Genomic DNA, 15,965 nt, shown 5'->3' with positions numbered 1-15,965 from the left:
CTACTCCTGTTTCGCCCCGGACTGTATCAGTGTGGACGGGTAGCCCGCGTTGGTCGTGGCTTGAGTTATTGCGTCGACAGAGGTTTTGTCATCGTAGAAAGTAACCGTCGCATCACGTTCCTCATAGCGGACCTGGACAGAACTCACCCCATCAACTCTCTTGAGAGCGGCTTTGACGGTAATCGGGCAAGCCGAACAGGTCATTCCGGGAACAGACAGGGTCACCGTCTTTTGCTCCGCCAAGGCAGGCATGCTGAACAGCGTAAACAGTACGGCAGTGATCAGGGACTTTCTCATGGTGTATGGCCTCTCAGTAAAATAACGGTAAGACGAAAGGGAATGCCAACGCGATCAGTACGAGCAACGCGACGATCCAGAAAGTGATCTTGTAAGCGGTGCGCACTTGCGGTACTGCGCAGACCTCGCCCGGCTCGCAATCCTGTGCAGGCCGGTATATCCGACGCCAGGCAAAGACCATCGCCACCAGAGCAGCACCAATAAACCACGGCCGGTAAGGCTCCAGAGCGGCAAGATTGCCGATCCAGGCACCGGAAACACCAAGGGCGATCAGGACCAGGGGGCCAAGACAGCAGGCCGATGCGAGCAATGCTGCGACCCCGCCTGCAATTAATGACCCGCGACCGGATTTGGACTCTGATTTCAACTCTGACATTGCGACGGTTCCTTTCATGACTTTGCTGGCTATCTTCAAAATACTTCCGTAGTCGGCTACGGAGTCAAGCCCCACACTCCTATAAAATGTTCAGCACTCTTGACCCCGTACCGTGGTACGGGCACTAATCTTATTATTCGGATCTACTGGGTGGGAGTTCTGCCATGACAGACATGACCATTGGCAAAGTGGCTGACGTGGTGGGTGTTGGTGTCGAGACGATTCGTTTTTACGAACGCCGCAAGCTCATTGAACAGCCGCCACGTCCCAGGGAAGGTGGCTATCGGATTTACTCGGACGCCACGGTAAGGCGACTGCATTTTATTCGTCGAGCGCAAGAGCTGGGCTTCTCACTGCGTGAGATCGCTGAGCTGCTCGCGTTGCGTGATGCCGAAAGCAACCAGGCAGACGCAAGTGATGTACGCCAGCGGGCGATGGCAAAGCTGCACGACGTAGACCAGAAAATTGAACAGTTACGGCGAATCCGCCAGGGGCTGGCGGCACTTGTGGACTGTTGTCCCGGACAGGGGCCGTTGCAGTGTTGTTCCATATTTGACGCCCTGGAGCAGAATGCGGGGCCTACAGGCGAGCCGATCATAAGTGAGGAGACAGACATGCAGACAATCAGGCTTTCAATCGGCGGCATGCACTGCGGTGGGTGCGAGGAAATTGTTCGTCATGTTCTCGAACAGCAAACCGGCGTCAAGGGGTGTTCCGTCTCCCATGAAAGCGGTGAAGCCCGGGTGGCAGTTGACGAATCAAGGATTTCGGACGAACAACTTGCGGAGGCTGTGCGTGGTGCGGGGTACTCCGCAAACATCATGAACACGACAGAATAACCCCTTGGAATTCTCGGCGGCCTTGCCCTTGGCCGCGAGCCTCGGGTTACTGGCCTTCGTTGAGCCTTGGTCCGCGGGTAGGGGGCCGGGCCGAAAGTTTCGGGAATAAATCCCGGCCCGGTGACGCCTTTGGCTTCACAGATCGTTTTCGACCGGTGCTTTGCTGGCAAGAGGTCTTGCCAGCACATGAGTCCGGCCGAACTTCTTTTAGCCTTTGGAGTTTGTAATATGCGTCCACCGATCCCCCATGCCATCACATCATTCGTCGCCGCAACCCTGCTCAGTGTCAGTGTGCCCGTGAGCGCGGCGGAAAACACCCGCTTTGAGCGCGGCAGCGAGGTGTACAACCAGCAGTGCGCTGCCTGCCATCAGGCTCAGGGTCAAGGCATACCGGGGTCGTTTCCCCCGCAAAAAAACCACACCGCTCAAATGTACAATGCCACTGACGGTATCGGTGGCCGCCGCTATCTGGGGCATGTGCTGCAGTACGGCCTGACCGGCCCCATCAAAGTCGACGGCACAAGCTACAACGGCAACATGCCGGCCTGGGGCGGTGCGCTCACTAACCAGCAAATGGCGGATGTGCTGAATTACGTGCTGACGGCGTTCGGCAATGAAAAGCGGGTTGCTGGTGAGTTTCAGCCCTACACCCCTGAAGAAATCGAAGCGATTGCGGGTAAGGACCTGTCCGGCAAGGATGTTTACCAGCTGCGGCAGACCCTGCTGGGCCAATCGCCTGAGCAGTCGCGGACCAAAGCCACTCCCGTGCGGTCGGCGCCCGAACTAAGCCTGGAAAAGTCCATTCGCGACCCTCTGTATGTGGCGGTCCAGAACAGCGGCATCGTGAAAGTCCTACCCTCAAAGCAGGCCTGGCCCGGCGTCGCGGGCGCTCACTACAATGCCCTGAGTCCTGATGGTTCCCGGCTGATGGTGTCCGGCTTCAAAACCGGCAATGTCTACGTTTTGAATACCGCCAGCGGTGAGGTGATGGCCAGCGTACCGATCGGTGAGGTGGCCCAGGGCGTAAAAATCTCACCGGATGGCCGTTACGGCCTCGCCGTGGCGCCGACCCAAGGCGACGTTGCGGTGATCGATATGAATACCCTTGAACTGGTCAGGAAAATTCCAGTGGGCAAGGTACCCCACAACCTCGTTTACAGCGCCGACGGCACACTCGCCTACGTCACGCTGCAGGGCGAAGGCGCGCTGGCGGTAGTGGATATGCGGGCCCTGGAAAAACAGCGTCAGATCCCCACTCCGGGTCTCAAGACGCCTCACAACATTGACATCAGCGCCAACGGTCAACGGCTATGGCTGCGCGACTTTACCGGCAACGTGGGGGTACTGGACCTGGCTAGCGAAACCATGCTGAAAACTTTTAAAGTGGGTAGTGGCCATGGCGGCATCGACGTGGTGCCTGGCGAGCAATACGTCGCAACCGGTGCGATTTCTGCGTCCGTGGTCACTATAATCGACTCCGAGAGCCTTAAAATTGTCAAAAATGTCGACGTGGGCGTTGGCCCCCACGGCGTTCGGGCAAGCCGCGATGGCCAGTTCATTTACGCGTCGGTCACGGCGGATAACCACATTGCCGTTATTGATACCCAGTCCCTCGAGGTGGTCCGCCGGGAGCCGGTTGGAGGCCAGTTCCCCTTCTGGCTCGCGGTACCGGGCAATCCATAAAAAAGTCGGGAATAAAAGGCGACCCGGTGACGTCCTCCAGTGAAGTGACCATAAATAGGTAGCGGGCAGCCCCATGCGCAGCACCGGAAGCAGGCAGCAATTCGACACACTGGTACGGCCCTGGCGCTACCGCCTGTACGGTGTTGCGCAACGCCAGGCCCCCTCACAGGAAATGGCGGAGGACTGGACCCAGGAGACCTTGCTCCGGGCCTGGCGGGACTTTGACCAACTGGACGATCACGTGGCGGCCTACGCCTGGCTGCTAAGGATTCTCAACCGGGTGGTTGCCGATGACTATCGGCGGGATGGGCGCCGGCAGCAACTGGCTCCGGTGCTGACCACCGGTGACGCGGTGTTGAATGAGTATCCCTGCAGTGCCCCGGGCCCCTTCGATCAGCTCCTGAAAAACCAGAGCGATGCGCAGGTCATGGCTGCGGTTCACGCCCTGCCGGACAGCTTTCAGCAGGTCATTCTGTTGCGGGACTTTGAGGAGCTGAGCTATCAGGATATCGCACAAATTCTGGACCTGGCACCGGGGACGGTCATGAGTCGCCTGTCACGCGCGCGGCGCCTGCTCGCTAAGCGACTGATCAAGGCAAGCCCGAGGTCCCTGGCTGCCAGCCACACAAAATACACATCGGTGAATTCCCATGAGTGATCTCAAAAACACAGACGCCCACGAATGGTCCGACCTGCACGCCGAAATCCAGGATTGGCTGGCGGGCTATGCCGATGGTGAGTTGGATGAGCATCACACCGCCCTGGTCGAGGCCCATCTTGCTGGATGCGAGACCTGCCAACACGATGTTGAACGTCAGCGAATTCTTTCCGAACGACTGCAGATGATACCCACTCCGGGACTGTCCGCCGATTTTGACGGGCGGCTCGATATCGCCCTTGCGAACGCCCCCGCCGGTGGCAAGCGCCCATCCGGTCGTCGCCGCATGACGAATCTGAAACGCTGGCTGAGCAGCCTTCGCCCGTCGGTTGTGATTGGCAGCGGCGGTTGGGCCGTTGCCCTGGTACTGGCAGCGGTACTGCTGATGCCCAGCCTGACGCCGGATAATATCAACAGGATTCCCATGGTCAGTGACGTGCTGAGCGATTATCAGCGTGTCGCCCTTGAGGAACTGCCTCGCCAGGCCGGCGGCTCGGAAGTGTCTCCGCCATTGCCGTGGGCAAACAGCCGGGTGCTGGCAACCTGGATGACCCGAGTGGGGGGCGAGCCTGCCCAGGCGTACGCCATGCGCCAGGGTAACAGCCTAGTCATCCAGTATCGTATCTCGGAGCGCGTATTCTTCCGGGATCCGGATGTGCGACAGGCGGTGGCCCGAGCCGGCGACTTTCGTACCCGGGCCGATCAGTTGGAGGTGCTCGGGCTACCCATGGAGGACTCGGGATTGCTGGTGGTTGCGCCAGCCGGGAATATGCCGGCGGTAAGCGAAGCCACGACGGGGGCCTCCTGACACGCTGTCAACGGTGATTATTTGACCATGACCTACTACACTGAATCAAAATCAGGTTTGTCACGAATTCATGGCACCGATGACCACCGTCGGCAAGTGCAGGTCGCGATGTCCTACCCGGTCGGCGCTATGGCGGATCGCCTCGGCCATCTCCCCATGCTGGTCGGCGGGTATGTTCTGGGAACGCTCACGGCCGTTTTGACAGCACTGGCCTTCTGGCTTTCGGTAGACAGCGTGCCGCTGCTCGCCGTCATCTTCTTCGTCGCTGGCTTGTACGTCACTGTCGAGGAAGCGTTGGAGTCCACGGTGACAGCCGAAATGGTGCAGGCCGACACCCTGATGATCAGCTATGGTGCGCTGGGGACGGTCAACGGGACGGCCAAGTTCGTCTCCAGCGCCACGGTCGGTTTGGTGTGGACCGCAGTCTCGCCGACTCTCGGCTTTGGCTTGGCGGCCCTGCTGATGGCGGCCGGGACATTGGCTATGCTCCGCGTCCGTAATGCGTAGCGTACAGAGACACTTACTATGACAATAAAACTGGTTTCGAACGCCAAGCAATGGGCACGAACCATCAAGCGTGACGTACACGCGGTCTGGCTTTCCGCTCGTGATCCCTGCACCCCGTGGTTCGCAAAGGCGCTTGCGGTGGTTGTCGCGGCCTATGCTGTCTCGCCCATCGACTTGATCCCCGACTTCATTCCCGTGCTCGGCTACGTGGATGACATCATCATCGTGCCGCTCGGAATCATGCTGGTCGTGAGGCTTATCCCGCCAGAGGTAATAAGCGAGCACCGAGAAACCGCCGCCAAAGCCACCGAGCGTCCGGTAAGCCGCATGGCAGCGGGGGTATTTATCACCCTATGGATCGTCTGTGCAGCCCTTCTAAGCGCCATCTACTTGTGATTAATTATAAACACCGGGAGGGCGAGTTGTACTTGGCGGATGACGCTGGCCACTGCCCAATTCTGGGGGCCGCGCACGCTCTCCAAGAATTTACCCCGGAGAACATCATCCAGGCCAGCACATACAATGGTGACCGCATAATTGTTGCTCACCTTCGTCCTCCGTTACCCAGCATTGAAGTGTGAGCCATGATAAATTATCCGAGTGTCATACATGACGCTATTGCGCATCTCATTTGAGATACGGTCAAGCTGTGGCCATTAGAAAATGGGTATCCGGATTAATTGGTTGACGATCCCTGTAGGCCCACCGATATCTTAATTTTCCCAGAAGGTTGATAGATCGACACCGAAGTTCTTCTCGGGCTCGGGTAGACCCATGCCGTAGGTCATGGTGGCCTTGCCCAGGAAGGGGGATTCCTTGGTCTGCGGCACCTTCTTCTTGTGCTTGGTGGTGTAGAGCATCCGGGCCCGCATCACCTCGAATGAGTAGCCCCGGCCATCGCGGTTCTTGTCCTTGGCCAGCCGGTTGATCGACTCCGTGAAGGCATTGGTGACTGGGATGTCGTCAATCCAGGCAGCCAGCGCCTGCTCAGCATCTCGCCGGCTGGCACAGTCCCAGATGTGGTAGAACCGCTCCTTGTGCTCGTAGGCTGCCAGGAGCTGGGGGAAGGCCCCCATTCAGGTTTCCATGATGAGACGTTCGCGGTCGGAGACGTCGTGAGCCCGCTTCAGCAAGGTCTTCCGGTCACCCTTGAGGGTTCGGCGTTGGTTGGCCTTCAGCTCCTTCCTGAGCCCCTTGCGGACCTTCTCCAGGGCTTCGTTGGCCATACGCACAACATGGAACTTATCGACCACGATGCGGGCCTGTGGCAGCGCCGCCTGGACGGCACGGCGATATGGCTTCCACATGTCCATGCTGACGATCTCGATCTTGTCGCGCTCGGTCATGCTCATGAGCCGCTTCGTCACTGCCTCCTGCTGACGACCGGGCAGCAGGTCTAACAAGGTACGCTCCTCCAGGTTGGTCAGGATGCAGAGGTAGCGGCGGTTCAGGTACAGCTCGTCGATACCTAGGTAGCGGGGTGTCTCGAAGCGGTGCGCACTTGCGGTACCTCGCAGACTTCGCCAGGTTGCCGATCCAGGCACCGGAACCCCCCAGGGCGATCAGGGCCAAGGTGCCCAGACAGCAGGCCGACGCGAGCAGGCTGCAACCCCGCCTGCGATTAACGACTCGCGACCGGATTGTGACTCGGAATTCAACTCTGATATTGCAATTACACCTTCTACGGCCTTGTTCGATAGGTTAAGCTTGAGGCCGTAGTCAACTACGGAGTCAAGGCAAATGCCGGATGAAATGAACTCATTGACCATCGGGGGGCTGGCTAAGGCGGCGAACGTCTCAGTTGAGACCATCCGCTACTACCAGCGACGTGGGTTAATACCTGAGCCCCAGCGTCCTCTCGGGGGTATTCGACGCTACGGTCCCAGCGATATCGGCAGGTTGAGCTTTGTGAAAACATCGCAGCAGTTAGGCTTCAGTCTCGATGAGGTCAGCGACCTGCTCCGACTCGAAGACGGCACCCACTGCCAGGAAGCCAGCACTCTCGCGGAGCGCAAGTTGCACGACGTACGTGGGAAGATCGAAAAGCTACAGCAAATTGAGGTTTTACTGAGCGCCATGGTTGATCGGTGCTGCGCCCAAGAGGGCAATATCTCGTGCCCCTTAATTGCGTCATTACATGAAGGGGTTGGGCGAAAATTTTGTACCTACCCTAGCCAGAGTGGGCCCCCTGCCAAACCTCAGTGACAAAGGGCAACCCCGCAGGCCCTCAGAATGTCCAGTGTGACCAGCAGAGTACGGCGGGGAAGTTTTTGGGCAACAGCCCCAAACAGAGGTGCTATTAGGGCGTAGGCAATCATCTTCAGGGCCAGCGCAATGCCGAGCACCTGGCCCGCACTGCCGCCCGTCAGTCATGGGCCAGCGGCGCCAGCGCCACCGTCGTTAGCCCGGTCCCTGCCAGAGCGATTAGCTGGGCACTAGAAAGGCGTTGGTAGGTGTGAATGATCAGTGGGGGGGGAAAGATGCTCAATGGCCATAGCTCGAATCAGTCTGCGGTGTGGTGTAACGATTCAATAAATCGGGGAACCGGCGATCGATGACCGAATAATCCCGTAACGTAAAGCGAGCGTGGCGTTCACAAAATAACGGGCGGTTCCTTTGGTCTTGACGAATTGCTGCCTACTATAAGCAATGCCCCCCTCAAGAGCGAAAGTACTGTGGGCTAATGCCTTTCACTGGAACCCCATAGCGAAGGACTGCGTATGAGTAGCCTCCATGAAACCGCCTATCCGCGATTGAAGGCGGTGGTCTCGGATCAAGAACTGGCAGAAATTTATACACCCTCTACCCAGGAACGATCCTTTGCCCGAAAGCACGGTCGAACTCCGGCTGCTCGTGGCGCCCTACTCATTCTCCTGAAAACAGTGCAGCGTCTGGGCTACTTTGTCCATCTCAAAGCCGTTCCCCAATCCATTACAACGCACATTCTGGCGTGCGACGACCTTTCACATCTCGCATTGAGCCAGCTCAGGGTCTACGACCGCAATGGCGGCGCCCGTCAGCGGATGCTGGAGACGGTTCGTCAACAGGTGGGCATCAAGGCGTTCACCGTTGAAGGCAAGGCAATTGTACGGGAACTAGCGCGTGAAGCGGCCACCACCAAGCAGGACCTGGCGGACATCATCAATGTGGTGATTGAAGAGCTGGTGCGCCAGCGTTTTGAGTTACCGGGTTTTTCAACGTTGCAACGGACCGCGCGTCAGGCTCGCAGCACGGTCAATACCGGTTACTTTCGGACGCTCAATGTGGGTTTGACAGCGCATCAAAAAAACGAATTTGACCAGTTGCTGCAAGTGCCGGATGATTCCCCTCATACCAGTTGGCATAAGTTGAAACAGGAACCCAAAAAGCCGACCAATACGGAAGTGAAGAAGTATCTTCAGCACCTGGAATGGCTTCAGGGTTGGTGTCAACAATTGCCCGCTGTTGATCACATTCCCGCCGCCAAATATCACCACTTCATACTGGAAGCACGAGCGCTGGGCGCGGCCAACATCAAGGCCATGCAAAGCACCAAACGCTACGCTTTGATGGTTCTGCTGGTCCATGCCCAATTGCGTCGCGCGATGGACGATGCGGTCGACATCTTTGTTCGCAAGATGCGCAACATCAAGACCAAGGCAGAAGCCAACCTGAACCAGTATCACCTGGATCACATGAAACGCATGGACAGGCTGGTGGCTCAACTGCGTGACGTACTGACCGCCGTCCAGGAAGCGCCAACGGACTCCGAGCGAGGTGCCCGAGTGGCGGCTGCCATCCAGAGCGATCCTGATGAATTACTGGCAGAGTGTGAGGAACACATGGCCTATGCTGGCAATAACTTCATCCCGTTCATGCTGCAACCCTACCGCCCGTTACGCCCCCTGTTATTCAATTGCCTTGAACTACTGGATCTGGCGGCAACCAGCCACGATCAATCTTTGATTGAGGCGATTGCGACTCTGAAAAAGCACCGGCACAGCCGTAAGGAATGCCTTGTGCTCAGTACTCAACCCGTCGACGTGTCTTGGCTACCGGAGCGTTGGCGCCGTTTGGTATTGGGGTCGGGGCCAAGCCAGCTACCGCCCGGCATGGTCTACCGGAAGTATTTCGAGCTGGGCGTACTGACACAGGTGAAGCGTGAACTGATTTCCGGCGATCTCGCGGTCGCGAACAGCGACCAGTATAGTGACTACCGCGATCAGCTGGTGGATTGGAAAGTCTATGATGCCCAGATAGCGGACTACAGTGCGATGATTGATATCGAATCCGATCCAGCCGCTTTTGTGGCACAAGCCCACTCTCGGTTGAGCGAAACGGCCGACCGCATTGACCGTGGCTTCCCGGAGAATGAATACGCCGTCTTCCATGGTGAAGAGCTGGTGATCCGGAAGCACCGTCGTACGGCGCCTCCGGATGGGTTAGCTGAGATCGACAAGCAGTTATCCCAGAATTTGCCCGAAAAGAATATCCTCGACATCCTGGTGGAAGCCGAAAAATGGCTGGGCCTCCACAAACGCTTTGGACCACTTTCCGGGTTTGAGAGCAAGCTGGAAGACCCCCGTACCCGCTTTGTTTCGACCTTGTTTTGCTATGGCTGCAATCTCGGGCCAACTCAGACCGCCCGATCCATCACGACACTTAATCGCCGGCAGGTGTCCTGGCTCAACCTGCGGCATGTCACCGAAGAGCGCTTGGAGCAGGCCATTGTGCAGGTTATCAATGCCTACAACCGCTACCGGCTGCCGCGACACTGGGGAACTGGCCAGCGGGCTGCCGCCGATGGCACAAAATGGAACCTGTACGAACAGAATCTGCTATCGGAATACCACATACGGTACGGTGGCTACGGCGGGGTGGGCTACTACCACGTCTCCGACAAATACATCGCGCTGTTCAGCCACTTCATCCCTTGCGGCGTTTATGAGGCCATTTACATCCTTGACGGGCTAATCAAAAACGATTCCGATATCCAGCCTGACACCTTGCATGGCGATACTCAGGCGCAAAGTGCGCCCGTCTTCGGGTTGGCTTACCTGCTGGGTATCAACCTGATGCCCCGCATCCGGAATCTGAAGCAGCTGGTGTTCTACAAGTCTGACAAACGCCAACGGTATGAGCACATCAATGCTTTGTTCAGCGAGACTATCAACTGGAAACTGATTGAAACCCATGTGCCGGACATGCTCCGGGTGGCGCTATCGATTAAGGCTGGAAAAATCGCACCGTCCACGGTACTGCGACGTTTAGGTACCGCAAGCCTCAAGAACAAACTCTACTTTGCTTTCCGGGAACTGGGGAGGGTCGTTCGGACAACCTTTCTTCTGGACTACATTGGCAGCGTGGAGTTGCGGCGAACCATTCATGCGGAGACGAACAAAACGGAAGAGTTCAACCAGTTCGTGAAATGGCTGTTCTTCGGCGGCGAGGGGGTGATCGCCGAGAATATCCGTCACGAGCAACGGAAGGTGATCAAATATAACCACTTGGTGGCCAACCTGGTCATTCTTCACAATGTGGAGTCGATGACGTTAACCCTTAAAGATCTCAAAGAGCGCGGTCATCATATTGATCACGATATTCTCAAAGGGCTGGCCCCATACCGCACGGACCATATCAACCGATTTGGCGATTATACGCTTGATTTTGATCGGCAGGTTTCACCCATGAGCTACAACGCCAAAATAATTTAAATACAATAGGTTAAGGCACATTTTGGAGGATTTCGTCAGAATCGTTGCCGACCCTCTATTGGTGCCAGGACGCTGCCCAGTCTGAAGCCAGGCACTAACCCTGATCAGGGGGAAAATCACAACCAAAAGGGAGCAATTGGATGTTTGATCACTTGATTATGCCACCCCGCGCAGGATATGCGGTCATCACTACCAACGATTTCATGGTCATTGTCCGTGATACGGGCGATATTGTTAGTGTCCTAGAGGACGCCGATGCAGTTCTTGAGCACTTGAGCTTAACGATCCCGGGCGGGCTGCGTCGCAAGCGAGTCTATGTCGAGTCCGCACCAAGCGCATCAGATTTTTACGAGGTGATGCATGAAAGCGGGGATTTGCTCGATATTGTTATGTGCTCTGCAGACCAGGCTGATTATTTGCAGCAACACATTGCCAGCTTAGAGGGGGGCCCCGGAAATGGCTGATTCACTAGCGATGATTCCTTATAACGTCACTGGGGGCCTTGCTGAAGCATCGAATTCTTTGACAGAGGCCAAGGGAAACCCCGCGCTCTCTTACCTTATGGGGCTTGGCTCCCGCCGTAGCCGGGTCACGATGCGATCTCACCTCCAGCAAGTTGCCTACCTTAGCGGCGGTCATGACATTAAGAGTTGTCCGTGGCATATGATCCGGCGCGAACATGTGCGCTCAATCATCGAGATGATGAGTGAACTGGGCAAGGCTCCATCCACTATTAATACTGCATTGTCTGCTATGAAAGGTGTGGCGCGTGAGGCTTGGGTTGCGGGTCGCATGGATAGTGAGAGCCACCATCAGATCAGCGATCTCAAGTCTGTCAGGGGCTCAAGGTTGCCGAAGGGCGTACACCTTGATGATGTAGCTATCCAAGCCCTTTGTTCCGCATGCGAAACAGACGAGACCCCCAAAGGGGAGAGAGATGCCGTGTTACTCCACTTACTGGTCAACACGGGGCTGCGTCGATCGGAGAGTGTATCCATAGACATCGAGATGATTGACCGCGGCCGGCAGTCGATCAGGATTCTGGGCAAAGGTAACAAGGAACGCCTCGTCTTTCTGCCCAATGAAACGTTCCTGAAAGTCATGGCATGGCAATCCCGGTTGGGGCGGGATGTCGGGCCTCTTTTCCCTAGAGTGCGCCGACATGGTGTGATTACTGATCTTCGTATTACTGACCAAGCTGTGTACTTCATCATAAAAGAAAGGGCCGTTCAGGCGGGCATTAAGGAGTGCGCGCCTCACGATTTTCGCCGCACCTTCGCTACGAATATGCTAGATCGAGGTGTCGACGTTCTCACGGTGCAATACGCTCTAGGCCATACCAACCTAGTCACCACACAACGCTATGACCGAAGTGCGGAAAGGCGCCTGGAGGAGGCGATGAAAAGAATATGAAACAACAGAGCAGTGCTTCACCCCAAGCTATGGGTGTCATCTAACAGTGACATAACGTTCAACACCAGCCACGATGGCCTAGCTGGAAAGATAACCGTGACGCTAACGCCAGGTCAGCTCGAGGTGTTCTGGAGCGATCCGGCTGCAGCTTTTGCCAGTGTCTATGGTATTACCCGGGGAGACTGCCTCGCCTGGCAAGCAGCCGGGTACATGGCGCAGTGTGCCGAGCTGACCACGAAGGGGTGGCAATGCCGGAACCCAGTCCATGGTGGCCATCCTGTAGCAACCCCAGATCGATGGGTAGCCATGCGCGGCAAATACAGCCTAATTCATCAGGAAGGGGTCAGCAAATGACTGGTCAGCGAGAAGTAAACGGTTTATGGAGCATCGGACCTCTCTACTCCCGTCACCCTGCGACCGACCCTCGAGATGTTTTCGTTGGTGGGAAGAACCCCAGCCAAGCGGAAAGTGATTTTGAGAATGGCATCGCTCGCATGGGTGGGTTTTGGCGCCAGCCATCTTATGTGGGGGCCTATCTGACTGCAGCCTCTTTGCTCGTTGAGCAAGGGCAGGCACGTGGTAGCTTCGATGAGATAGGATTACCAGCTTTTTATCTTCAGCGTCACGCTGCGGAGTTGATTCTTAAAAGGCTACTGCAGTGGTGTTTTGAGATTATTGAATGTCGGAACCAGATCAAACCTGGGCAGGCTATTATGATTACAAATCGGCATCGCCGTTCTCTAAATAATGAGCATGACCTGCGGAAAATTCTGAATAGTCTGAAAAAGGCAGCCAAGCTAGCCGATGAGAAAATTCCTCCAGAGTGCTTGGCACAGCTAGTTGAAACCATCAGCTCTGTGGAGGCTTCACCGCACTGGTCCCGCTACCGAGTTGATTCTCGCAGCACACAGAAGAAGCTATGGGAAACCACGGAGATAGTTATTCCAGTTGCAAGCCTTCAGACCCAATTGGATCTTGTCGCCAGTGACGTGCTGGCGCGTAGCCTTGAGCAGGAATGTTATGAAAACGAGCTGTATAGTACCTGGGCTGGATTGACGTCAGCCTTAGAGGGATCACAGTAGCCAGCTCAGTCAATCGGCTTGTCGGCTATTCATATCGTACATTGACAGTTCTCACGGGGTTCGTATGGCTGGTCGCCAAAACTGAAACCCTGTAATTTCCGACGCCATCTGATCAATGAATTGATCTGCTGAATTTGTCATGAATTCCGTAATTAACCAGTTCGATGTGCCGTAGAGATGTCTCTCTAGGCCATTAGGATCGTAACGGGCTAATTCGCTCAGCCGATGCATCGCAGCAAATATAATGGTAAGACCGTGGCGCTCAGATGGTGGGTTGCTGCTCAGATTTCGTTTGATGTACCACAAGTCGCGATTCCCAGAGATAGGAACTATGATCCGACGAGTCTTGCTGTGATATGTGCCTAGCCGCTTTTGGGCCAAGAGTTTTTCAGCCTGTGGGGCTTTACCTCGCCACCAATTGAAGCGCTTTTTTCGGCGAATATATGTTCTACCGTCTTCAGTGAACCATTCAAAAGAGTGAGGGATATTTCTGAGCATCCGACCATCTGCATATCTGGGCGACACTTCAGCCTGGAACCAGCATTCACGAGCCTTGGGGTCTGGATGTTTTACGTAGCAAGCACTTTCTAACGGTATGAAGAGCTCTGGGGCCGACCTGAAGGTATGCAAGAATGCTCTATGCACAAAAGGTACATTCCAGAGTAAGTCTTTGAGGTTGTACTTTTCGGCGGTGTGCGTGACGGTGCTTTCGCCGAGATACGTACACAAAGCTGGCAAGATACCGCCAGACTTAAAAGTTATGGCCTCATTAGCCAAGCTAGCCTTGGCTTTTGCTGGCCTATCTCCGGTTACACCATGATTCTCTGCATGTGTGGCGCCTCGAACCACCAGAAGAGCTTTGGTTGCGTTCAAAAAAGAGTAATAAAGGGACAGTGGCGACGCTTCAACATCCATATACTTAGCGGCTTCATGGAACCTTCGTGCCTGTGACCAGAAGGATAGTGCCTCACTCTTATTCTGTCGCTTAAGCCAAAGCTCTACGAAGCTCCATGGATCTCTTGTGAGTACGCTCTCAGATGCGAAGTCAGGGTGGTTGATAGCTTTGTGCATCCATACCCGACGATTGCCAATTTTAATATTTTCTCCAAGCACTTTCGCTCCTTAAGAGGCTGTACTGCGGGATATTAGGCTAAAATCTGTAGTATGTTTGGTCGTCATCAGCCTTAGCGAGCCTTTTAAGTTAGTTTCGTTCTCATTCATTTATGATTTTAGCTTTCGCGGGCCTGTGAACCTCGTCAGTTTCTGGCTAAGCATCATGCCAGATGTTACACCCACCAAGCCAATCCCTGTTCTGATCGACCAGTCATGATCAAACTTTACTAGCAATAAACCTGTAAATAGCATGAGGCACATCACTACAATATTGCGATTCCAGTCAAGACGATATGGGCCGAGATCATGACAATGAAAATACTGCTCCTGACTGTCCTTGGCCATTCGAGCGAGATGAGCCTGCAGATCAAGAGTCCTATCGATTTCCTTCCGTGTTCTGGCTGGTCGATGAAGCCGGCGCTCGTAAATCGCCAATCGCACCATCTTTTCATCTGGTAGATGATCTATATTCTGCCAGCTCGTTGTCTTTACGCCGTAAGCATCAAGTATTTTCCTTGCAATGTTCGGACGCCGCAGTACCTGAATGTAGCGACCATCGAGCATTGCTAACCATTCGTCACGTTCATCGCTGGGCTCAATTATCGTAATTCGAGATGGAGCTGGATAATCAGCTTCCTGAACCCACGCTGCTATAGCCGGTTGATCATGCGATCGCATAAAAGCGACCCTGTGTTTTCCCTCATGAGCAATGAATATCCCAAGTGGCTTGTACCAGACATATAAGGCGTTATCCCTTGAGCCAAAGTAGGTCGCGTAGCGCTCGATCCTATTCACCACCTCCTCTGGTGGCACGTTCTCAGGATGCCCTTTGATGCTTGCCCCAATAACATGTTTTGGATCTACAAAGGCTCGATAAGCCTGTCCATTCTGGTCTTCCCAGTTTAAAAAAGGTATCAGCACAGCTATTAATGAATCTGGGTGTAGTGCGCAGGTTCCTCGATCATTGTCCACTATGTCATTAAGCAACGGTTGCCCAATTGTCTTACGTGCGTATCTATCCAGCTCGACCTTAAAAGTAGCAAGCTCTTTAACTACGTCTTCATGACCAATTGAAACAGGTTGCTTGATGAGATTCAGTGGGGGATGGTCGGGTTCAGGCACTGCTGATGACTCCGTGTTGACTGGCTCAGAAAGGTGGGGCTGGTTTGACATAATTCGGGGAGCTATTTGCTCCCCGGGTGTCAGCTGGCTAGGAAGTGCTGTCTCCAAAATGCACTCGAAAGGAGTTTGGGTCCAAGATTCCCCAGCCTTCAAGTGCGTAATAGCCCATTGCACCTTCAGGTGAGCTAGGGTCACGAATAAAGAGGATTTTTACCTTAAACTCTTCCCGGATCGAAGTCAGCTGCCGTTTAACCGTGCCAGCCGGGATGCCCGTAGCTTCAGAGATGTCCTGAAGGCTTGGGCGATCCATGTGGTCAATAGCACGGATAATGTCGTATTTTCGCTGTGTGTCACGCGATAGGCTCGGCATAGAG

16 protein-coding genes and 3 pseudogenes are annotated in these 15,965 nt (G+C 55.1%); 11 read left to right on the top strand and 8 right to left on the bottom strand.

Going from position 1 to position 15,965, the window contains the following annotated elements:
- Both merP and merT read right to left on the bottom strand, forming a co-directional pair.
- Complete coding sequence (gene merP / locus RZA33_RS10440; protein ID WP_085682209.1) at positions 1-297, bottom strand: mercury resistance system periplasmic binding protein MerP; 297 nt, start codon at positions 295-297, stop codon at positions 1-3.
- Positions 298-310: 13 nt separating this feature from the next.
- Entirely contained in the window at positions 311-673 is a 363-nt protein-coding gene (gene merT, locus RZA33_RS10435) for a mercuric ion transporter MerT (RefSeq protein WP_085682208.1), read from the bottom strand.
- 164 nt (positions 674-837) lie between these two features.
- Between merT and RZA33_RS10430 the strand changes: the two genes are divergently transcribed.
- The 6 genes from RZA33_RS10430 (at position 838) to RZA33_RS10405 (ending at position 5,564) form a co-directional block, all read left to right on the top strand.
- Positions 838-1,512 (top strand): MerR family transcriptional regulator, encoded by a 675-nt coding sequence (locus RZA33_RS10430; RefSeq protein ID WP_198556035.1) that lies wholly within the window; start codon positions 838-840, stop codon positions 1,510-1,512.
- A gap of 228 nt (positions 1,513-1,740) precedes the next feature.
- The gene (locus RZA33_RS10425; protein WP_101146398.1) at positions 1,741-3,195 is read left to right on the top strand and encodes a cytochrome D1 domain-containing protein; all 1,455 of its coding nucleotides are present in this window, start codon (positions 1,741-1,743) and stop codon (positions 3,193-3,195) included.
- A 73-nt stretch (positions 3,196-3,268) separates the two neighbouring features.
- Positions 3,269-3,853 (top strand): RNA polymerase sigma factor, encoded by a 585-nt coding sequence (locus tag RZA33_RS10420; RefSeq protein WP_083024703.1) that lies wholly within the window; start codon positions 3,269-3,271, stop codon positions 3,851-3,853.
- A complete protein-coding gene (locus RZA33_RS10415) occupies positions 3,846-4,661 on the top strand; it encodes an anti-sigma factor family protein (protein WP_113270578.1) in 816 nt (271 codons plus the stop codon). Before RZA33_RS10420 ends, RZA33_RS10415 begins: the two co-directional genes overlap by 8 nt.
- Positions 4,662-4,688: 27 nt before the next feature.
- Positions 4,689-5,168 carry a hypothetical protein gene (locus RZA33_RS10410; RefSeq protein ID WP_198556036.1) on the top strand — a complete coding sequence of 160 codons (480 nt, stop codon included), beginning with the start codon at positions 4,689-4,691 and terminating at the stop codon, positions 5,166-5,168.
- Between the two features lie 18 nt (positions 5,169-5,186).
- A complete protein-coding gene (locus tag RZA33_RS10405; protein ID WP_101146399.1) occupies positions 5,187-5,564 on the top strand; it encodes a YkvA family protein in 378 nt (125 codons plus the stop codon).
- Between the two features lie 317 nt (positions 5,565-5,881).
- Here RZA33_RS10405 and RZA33_RS10400 read toward each other — a convergent pair.
- Positions 5,882-6,664: pseudogene (locus RZA33_RS10400) on the bottom strand (ISL3 family transposase); the annotation flags it as partial.
- Between the two features lie 7 nt (positions 6,665-6,671).
- Positions 6,672-6,835 (bottom strand): annotated as a pseudogene (locus tag RZA33_RS10395) (mercuric transporter MerT family protein); the annotation flags it as partial.
- A 73-nt stretch (positions 6,836-6,908) separates the two neighbouring features.
- Between RZA33_RS10395 and merR the strand changes: the two are divergent.
- Entirely contained in the window at positions 6,909-7,373 is a 465-nt protein-coding gene (gene merR / locus RZA33_RS10390) for an Hg(II)-responsive transcriptional regulator (RefSeq protein WP_063091985.1), read from the top strand.
- Here the strand turns inward: merR and RZA33_RS10385 are convergent.
- Positions 7,357-7,656: pseudogene (locus tag RZA33_RS10385) on the bottom strand (MFS transporter); the annotation flags it as partial. The gene merR and the pseudogene RZA33_RS10385 overlap by 17 nt on opposite strands.
- A gap of 232 nt (positions 7,657-7,888) precedes the next feature.
- Here RZA33_RS10385 and RZA33_RS10380 point away from each other — a divergent pair.
- The 4 genes from RZA33_RS10380 to RZA33_RS10365 all read left to right on the top strand — a co-directional run bounded on the left by RZA33_RS10380 (position 7,889) and on the right by RZA33_RS10365 (position 13,356).
- Positions 7,889-10,861 (top strand): Tn3 family transposase, encoded by a 2,973-nt coding sequence (locus RZA33_RS10380; RefSeq protein WP_317507698.1) that lies wholly within the window; start codon positions 7,889-7,891, stop codon positions 10,859-10,861.
- A 140-nt stretch (positions 10,862-11,001) separates the two neighbouring features.
- Positions 11,002-11,325: a hypothetical protein gene (locus tag RZA33_RS10375; protein ID WP_113270569.1), complete on the top strand. Its 324-nt coding sequence runs from the start codon at positions 11,002-11,004 to the stop codon at positions 11,323-11,325.
- On the top strand, positions 11,318-12,274 hold the full coding sequence (locus RZA33_RS10370) for a tyrosine-type recombinase/integrase (RefSeq protein ID WP_113270570.1): 957 nt from the start codon (positions 11,318-11,320) through the stop codon (positions 12,272-12,274). The genes RZA33_RS10375 and RZA33_RS10370 overlap by 8 nt, the downstream gene beginning before the upstream one ends.
- Positions 12,275-12,624: 350 nt before the next feature.
- The gene (locus tag RZA33_RS10365; protein ID WP_113270572.1) at positions 12,625-13,356 is read left to right on the top strand and encodes a hypothetical protein; all 732 of its coding nucleotides are present in this window, start codon (positions 12,625-12,627) and stop codon (positions 13,354-13,356) included.
- Positions 13,357-13,407: 51 nt separating this feature from the next.
- On the opposite strand, the gene RZA33_RS10360 is transcribed toward RZA33_RS10365, so the two are convergent.
- The 3 genes from RZA33_RS10360 to RZA33_RS10350 form a co-directional block, all read right to left on the bottom strand.
- On the bottom strand, positions 13,408-14,469 hold the full coding sequence (locus RZA33_RS10360; protein WP_113270573.1) for a YaaC family protein: 1,062 nt from the start codon (positions 14,467-14,469) through the stop codon (positions 13,408-13,410).
- 108 nt (positions 14,470-14,577) lie between these two features.
- A complete protein-coding gene (locus RZA33_RS10355; protein WP_317507697.1) occupies positions 14,578-15,591 on the bottom strand; it encodes a hypothetical protein in 1,014 nt (337 codons plus the stop codon).
- A gap of 88 nt (positions 15,592-15,679) precedes the next feature.
- The gene (locus RZA33_RS10350; RefSeq protein WP_008958302.1) at positions 15,680-15,961 is read right to left on the bottom strand and encodes a helix-turn-helix domain-containing protein; all 282 of its coding nucleotides are present in this window, start codon (positions 15,959-15,961) and stop codon (positions 15,680-15,682) included.
- Positions 15,962-15,965: the final 4 nt, after the last annotated feature.

Origin of the sequence: Halovibrio sp. HP20-59, assembly GCF_033052795.2 — a bacterium.
GTDB lineage: Bacteria > Pseudomonadota > Gammaproteobacteria > Pseudomonadales > Halomonadaceae > Vreelandella.
This window is presented reverse-complemented; position numbering and strand designations above follow the sequence as displayed.

Excerpts from the sequence above, each read along its gene's own strand:
- RZA33_RS10350 (WP_008958302.1), bottom strand. The coding sequence starts at position 15,961 with ATGCCGAGCCTATCGCGTGACACACAGCGAAAATACGACATTATCCGT.
- RZA33_RS10410 (WP_198556036.1), top strand. The coding sequence starts at position 4,689 with ATGACCTACTACACTGAATCAAAATCAGGTTTGTCACGAATTCATGGC.
- merT (WP_085682208.1), bottom strand. The coding sequence starts at position 673 with ATGTCAGAGTTGAAATCAGAGTCCAAATCCGGTCGCGGGTCATTAATT.
- RZA33_RS10370 (WP_113270570.1), top strand. The coding sequence starts at position 11,318 with ATGGCTGATTCACTAGCGATGATTCCTTATAACGTCACTGGGGGCCTT.
- merR (WP_063091985.1), top strand. The coding sequence starts at position 6,909 with ATGCCGGATGAAATGAACTCATTGACCATCGGGGGGCTGGCTAAGGCG.
- RZA33_RS10405 (WP_101146399.1), top strand. The coding sequence starts at position 5,187 with ATGACAATAAAACTGGTTTCGAACGCCAAGCAATGGGCACGAACCATC.
- RZA33_RS10365 (WP_113270572.1), top strand. The coding sequence starts at position 12,625 with ATGACTGGTCAGCGAGAAGTAAACGGTTTATGGAGCATCGGACCTCTC.
- RZA33_RS10380 (WP_317507698.1), top strand. The coding sequence starts at position 7,889 with ATGAGTAGCCTCCATGAAACCGCCTATCCGCGATTGAAGGCGGTGGTC.
- RZA33_RS10420 (WP_083024703.1), top strand. The coding sequence starts at position 3,269 with ATGCGCAGCACCGGAAGCAGGCAGCAATTCGACACACTGGTACGGCCC.
- RZA33_RS10415 (WP_113270578.1), top strand. The coding sequence starts at position 3,846 with ATGAGTGATCTCAAAAACACAGACGCCCACGAATGGTCCGACCTGCAC.
- RZA33_RS10425 (WP_101146398.1), top strand. The coding sequence starts at position 1,741 with ATGCGTCCACCGATCCCCCATGCCATCACATCATTCGTCGCCGCAACC.
- RZA33_RS10430 (WP_198556035.1), top strand. The coding sequence starts at position 838 with ATGACAGACATGACCATTGGCAAAGTGGCTGACGTGGTGGGTGTTGGT.
- merP (WP_085682209.1), bottom strand. The coding sequence starts at position 297 with ATGAGAAAGTCCCTGATCACTGCCGTACTGTTTACGCTGTTCAGCATG.
- RZA33_RS10375 (WP_113270569.1), top strand. The coding sequence starts at position 11,002 with ATGTTTGATCACTTGATTATGCCACCCCGCGCAGGATATGCGGTCATC.